Annotated in this window: 3 protein-coding genes; 1 reads left to right on the forward strand and 2 read right to left on the reverse strand. The window is 39.5% G+C overall.

The features are described from left to right. A partial coding sequence (locus tag O3C63_09300; GenBank protein MDA0773120.1) for a thiamine pyrophosphate-dependent enzyme occupies positions 1 to 504 on the reverse strand: 504 nt, incomplete at its 3' end. A 416-nt stretch (positions 505 to 920) separates the two neighbouring features. Here O3C63_09300 and O3C63_09305 point away from each other — a divergent pair. Further along, positions 921 to 5,117 (forward strand): S8 family serine peptidase, encoded by a 4,197-nt coding sequence (locus tag O3C63_09305; GenBank protein ID MDA0773121.1) that lies wholly within the window; start codon positions 921 to 923, stop codon positions 5,115 to 5,117. 3 nt (positions 5,118 to 5,120) lie between these two features. Here O3C63_09305 and O3C63_09310 read toward each other — a convergent pair. Then, positions 5,121 to 5,846 (reverse strand): 2-oxoacid:acceptor oxidoreductase subunit alpha (locus O3C63_09310; protein ID MDA0773122.1); only part of this gene is annotated, 726 nt, incomplete at its 5' end.

Consider the following 5,846-nt stretch of genomic DNA (forward strand, 5'->3'; position numbering starts at 1 on the left):
AAAACTTGCACCCGATCCAAGCGCCATAGCAATTGGGTTTAACGGAGCTTCAGGGTTACCGAATGGAGTGGATTTGGTTTTCATACCTTCATTACTAGTCGGTGAAGTCTGACCTGTAGTCAATCCATAAATAGAGTTGTTCATGACAATATCAGTCATGTCGATATTGCGGCGCATTGCGTGAATCAAGTGACCAACACCGATTCCGTAACCGTCACCATCACCACCAACTGCAACAATAGTCATATCGTTGTGAGCTAATTTAAAACCTTGTGCGTTTGGTAAAGATCTTCCATGCAAAGTATGCATGCCGTAGGTATTAATAAAACCAGGCAAGTTAGAAGAGCAACCAATACCAGAAATCACCGCCACTTGATGTTGCTGCAATCCAAGTTCAGCCAAGGCTCTTTGCAATACATTGAGTACCCCAAAATCGCCGCAGCCAGGACACCAATCTGGGTGTACTTCGCCTTTAAAATCTTTTGCTTCAAGTGTTGCTGTCATAACTTGCTAATTATAACAATGATTATAGGCTCATGAAAATTAAACAAGTCCTAATTCACAAGCTATATGGAGCTTCAAAACCAGCAAAATGAGATTCTTTTAATCTTATCTGTATTGATACCTATTCTCTTCTTAACTTAAATACCGATAGATCTAAATAAGGATTCGGACACTTGATGAACAAGCTCGTTAAAAGACTAATCATTATAATTATTTGCCTGCAGATAGGTGGGGGGAGTGCTTGGGCCCAAATACCGACTGCTAATAAGAAACAGATTAATCTCAGATTATCATCAAATCAACTTCAATCTAGCAATAAACTTATTAGAAAGAAGGCTAAGAAAAAAAATAAGGGAAGTAAGAATAAGTTCAGTGCCCCGAATATCTGTGATGGGGATTATGAAGAAGGCAGCCTTATGGTTACCTTTAAAAAAGAATCTGATCTAAACAATGATAATAAAGCCAAAGTCATATCAGCAAACTCCAAAGCAAACCAAAGCAAAAAACATAAACAACTTTTGGAGTCACTAGTAGGCGCAAATGATTTAGTTGCAATCAATCAATTGAGTACTGACGATAATCACGCACAAAGCTTTCTTAAAGGAAGAAATAAAGCCAAGCTCTCTAAAAAACAACTCAAAAGACTAGCCGTCCTCAAAAAGATAGATGAATCTGCAGACTCAAGGACTTTTACTCTCAAGACCAAAAATAACTGTAAAAAGCTCAAGAAGCTAATGAAAAAAATCAGGAAAAACAAAGAAGTCCTGACAATAAGTCCAGTAGCTCAATACAAACTCCAGAGTAGTGATCCTTTCTTTGAAAGCACTGGCGCTGACTGGGCATTTAATTATGATGAGCTTTGGGGCTTCAAGCAAATTGATGCAGAAGCTGCTTGGGACAATACCCGGGGTGCTGGTATCACTGTTGCCGTAATTGATTCAGGACTTGATATTAATCATCCTGATATAAATGACAATGTTGGTCTACGTCAAAATCTAACTAATAACTCGAATGATGTGACTGATTTTAGCGGACATGGAACTCATGTTGCAGGTACTATTGCTGCAGAAGCTGATAATGATGAAGGCATCGCAGGAGTTGCTCCAGAAGCGACAATCATGACACTTAAAGTGCAAACAGACGCGCAAGCAGGATCACCGGCACTAAGCGGTGCTGCAATACTAAACGCTATCACCTTTGCTATAGAAAATGATGCAGATATAATTAACGCATCACTTGGTGGGACAATCTCTATCCCTGGCAATCCTCTAACTTATGACCAATTGATAGGATTTAAAAACATTTATGACGGCTATATTGATGATGGTGACTCAGAAGTCACAGCTAGAAATAGATTCAAAGCGAATATTGCCGGTGGCAATGATATTATAACCGATGCTGCAATAGCAGAGTTTAGAAGCATAGATAGATGGCAAGCAGCTGTTGAAGCCGGCATAACGGTTGTAGTCGCAGCTGGCAACAATGATAAAGATGCTAACACAGAAATACCAGCAGCGATTCCAGAAATGATTACAGTTGGAGCCAGTACTGAACATGAAAACAGAGCTTCATTTTCCAATTTTGGAACTTCTGTAGATATTGCAGCTCCTGGTGGTGCCGATAATCCAGTGAGAGCAAATGACAACTTTGCTTTTAATGATAATCTTGCAGCTGGCGCAGGTTATCTTCGTGGGCTTAGAGACAACTCATTAATTATCGACAATATCTTATCGTTAAATTCAAGTACTCAGACAAGATACAGACACCTTGTCTTTAATCTCACTAGCGGAGAAACTAATTCTGTATTTAATAATACAAGAAACTTCGTTCCTAGTGCAAGTGATGAAGAACTAGACCTCAGCATTGATCAGTTTTTTGATAGACCAAATACCAGTAATCAATATAAAAGTATCGGTGGCACCTCAATGGCAGCCCCGCATGTAGCTGGAGCTGCTGCACTCATGCTTGCAGCAAACCCCGAGCTAAGTCCAGCAGAAGTCAGAAATATATTAGTAGAGGAAGCAGATCCTATAGGTACAGACCGGGCAATTGGACCAAGACTCAACGTCGCAAGAGCAGTCCAACGAGTAGTCGATGAACTTGAACAAGCAGCTAATCCAGTTACACAACCAAGCCTTCAAATCCCTACCAATAATACTAATTTCATTATGACTAAAAGCCCTGAATTTGTTTGGTCAGGAGGCAATATCGATCCTGCTAATGGAGGCTCATATAAATTATTTATTGATGGTTTAGTTAAGTATCAAGGTACTGCAACTAGGTTCCAGTCAACTGAAGTATTGAACAATAGAAACCACATCTGGAGTGTAGGAGCTTGTAATAGCCTTAATAATTGTAAATTCTCTGATCTTGGATCATTTATAATTAGCAGCTTTGATAGAATGCCGGAAATCATATCTCCAGACAGCAGCAGTCCAATAATAACTGGTGATATAGACTTTGAATGGTCTAACCTAGGAACGGGAATCACGTACAATTATCAAGTTCTTGAACGTGATGAAAATACAGGACCGCAAGCCCCTCTAGCAACAGGTAACACAGAAAATACGAGTCTTGTGATAAATCTCAGTCCTGCTAATTATCAGTTTAAAGTTCAAGCTTGTATCAATGACGAATGCGGAGACTTCCGTACTCGTGATTTTACAGTTGAGCCAGAGCCCGAACCAGAACCAGAACCACCAATAGAAACCACTATGGACAAAAGGGCTCTTACTGACTCTTTGAGAACAAAAATGGCTCACTTAAGAAAGTTTAAATCAAGAGATGCCTACCGAAACTATATCACCGACAATGGTATAAGAAAGATCAAAGCTACCTTTACAGGAGGATACAATGCTTCCCTAAATCGGTTTAAAATCCTGCATCTCTTAGTAAATGAAAATAAGCCCGAACATGTTGAAGCTATTACTGACTATATGCAAATAATCATTCAAAGATTATTGCCTGTAAGTGAGTTTATCACTGACAATCACAGAGAATCTAGGCGTTTTGCTTTCAAGCCAGAGAATGGTTTAGTTCCAGGTAAACCAGGCCCAACTGAATTTATTACTTTTATTGAAATGCTCAATAAACTAAAAAGAATAGCAAATAGTTTTATTCTTGATGAAGATCTCAAAACAGAATATATAGCCTTCTTAGAATCATTTAAATCTAAAGCCCTGCCTCCAAACCCATTTGCAATGGTGGATTACATTGACAATGATAGAAACAGCTTAAAGACTGAAATAAACCAAATATCAGCAAGTAATGACTCTACAGCAAGCTCTACAACTGAACCTGTCTTAAGTAGCCAAAGCATTGAAGAACTTAAAGCCTTGGTCACAGAACACTTGAGCTTATCAAAACGACTTGGCATCAATCCTGCCGTAGCTATAGTTCTAAGCAAAGCAAATATTCAAGATTATATATTCGATGAAAATCTATTCAAAACCAAGCTTGCTACTGCAACAATTGAATATAACAATGCAAATAGATACTACCAAGAACTCAAGAATAGATCAGGTTATGATGATAGCGCCTTAGACATCTCATTTGATTTTGTAAAAGACTGGGCTATAAATAAGCCCTATCAAAGCTCTTCTGATATCGAGGCAGAAGTAACGAGTGCAAGTTCAACTGCTTGCTTCACAAATCCTAGTGGCCAGAATGTCAGCCAAACTGTGCTAATCAACGGCACAGACAGAATCAATCTTGATTTTGAAATGGCTTGTCAAGAATCTGGAACAATTCCACTGCTTGACTTAGATGGGGATGGAAATGATGAGATAGTAATTAGCAATCTTGCTGCTGGATCCAATAATCTCAGAGCCAATGTCATTAGCTTAGATGGAACTGTCATAAATTCTTGGGATATAAGTTCCGTAAATGATCAAGTGGATCCTGAGCAATTTGGTATCAATGCTGTTGATATCAATGAAGATGATCAACTTGACATCGTAAGTTATTTCTATAATGAAAAAGCAGACGGAATATACTTAGAGAGTCGAGGATTCAACCCTGATGGGACTCCTATTGAGGGCTCTAATGATTCTATCTTAGTAGAAACAATCAATCATATTGATCCACCAAGACCGGGTCCTCCTGATCCAGTCCCTGAGATTCCTGGCTTTCTGCCTCCACCTATTTTAGAGCCGAGTTTGGATCCTAGTAATCCTGATCCTAGTAATCCTGGTCCTATAGTAGTTCCAATACCAAGAGCCAAACCCGGTCAGCCACAAGCTCCCAAAGTCAAACCTGGACCAAGAAAAATCAGTCCAGTAATTAACAACCCAACGAAAGAAGACAAGGAAACAATTAAAGACCTACTAGATGATCGCAAGAATAATTCTGGACCAAGCGCTGCAGAAGCTGGAACTAATCAGCAAATCATCAAAGATATCCTTGATGTTGTAGATGAAGACAATAATGGTGTATTAGAAAAAGCCAATCTACTGGATAGCTATCTGAAAACACAAGTAGCAAAAAACAGCCAAGATCTAAGATATGACTTTAATCAAGATGGAGTCGTCGACAAGCTAGATAGTACTATCATGCGAAGTATCTATGCTCAATATGTAGATGGCATAAGAGGCGATTTCAAGTTGGTCAAGTAGAACTTACGCGTTCACCAATGTTTTTTTGACAGCCAATTTCTTAAACTCATTAACTATATACTCACCTGTAAACGGCTCACCGTCCCATCTGTTGATGTGTTCAGTTACTTCAAAAGCCGTCTCAGCAAGAACATGTTTGCAAAGAGAGTTGCACATGTTGGCTTCCACTGAAATAATTCTCTTGCATTTTCTCAAACGCTCAAGAGCTGCTTCGCGAGGCATTGGGAATAGATCTGTGAAGTGCAAAATATTAACTTTGACACCTTCAGCAGCCAATAGTTTAATAGCCTCTTGAGCGTAACTAAACGTTGAACCCCAAGTCATAAATGTAATTTCAGCATTGGCGTCACCATCAAAACTAGGAGGCACAACGTCACCACTACTAACCATGGTTTTCATTTTCTGCATACGCTTGGCGTGCATTTTGACACGAGCTTCGCGCGCATGCGGCAAACCAGCCTCAACGTCAGACATCACATGACCATATTCGTTGTGCTCATCAGAGCAAGGTACATACATTGCATTCTTCGCTCCAGGGCGCACTCTGTGAGAAACACCATCCTCTGTGTACTCATAACGCTTGTAGCGTCCTTCGCCTTCCCACTCCGTTGAGAACTTACCACGTTCAATTTCTACCTTTGAGAAATCAAGATCATCAATAGTTCGGAAGTGCTCAGAAAGAAAGAAATCACTCAAGACTAAAACAGGAATTTGATATTTCTCAGCCAT

The sequence above is a fragment of the Cyanobacteriota bacterium genome (assembly GCA_027618255.1).
In the GTDB taxonomy this organism is placed as follows: Bacteria; Cyanobacteriota; Vampirovibrionia; order LMEP-6097; family LMEP-6097; genus JABHOV01.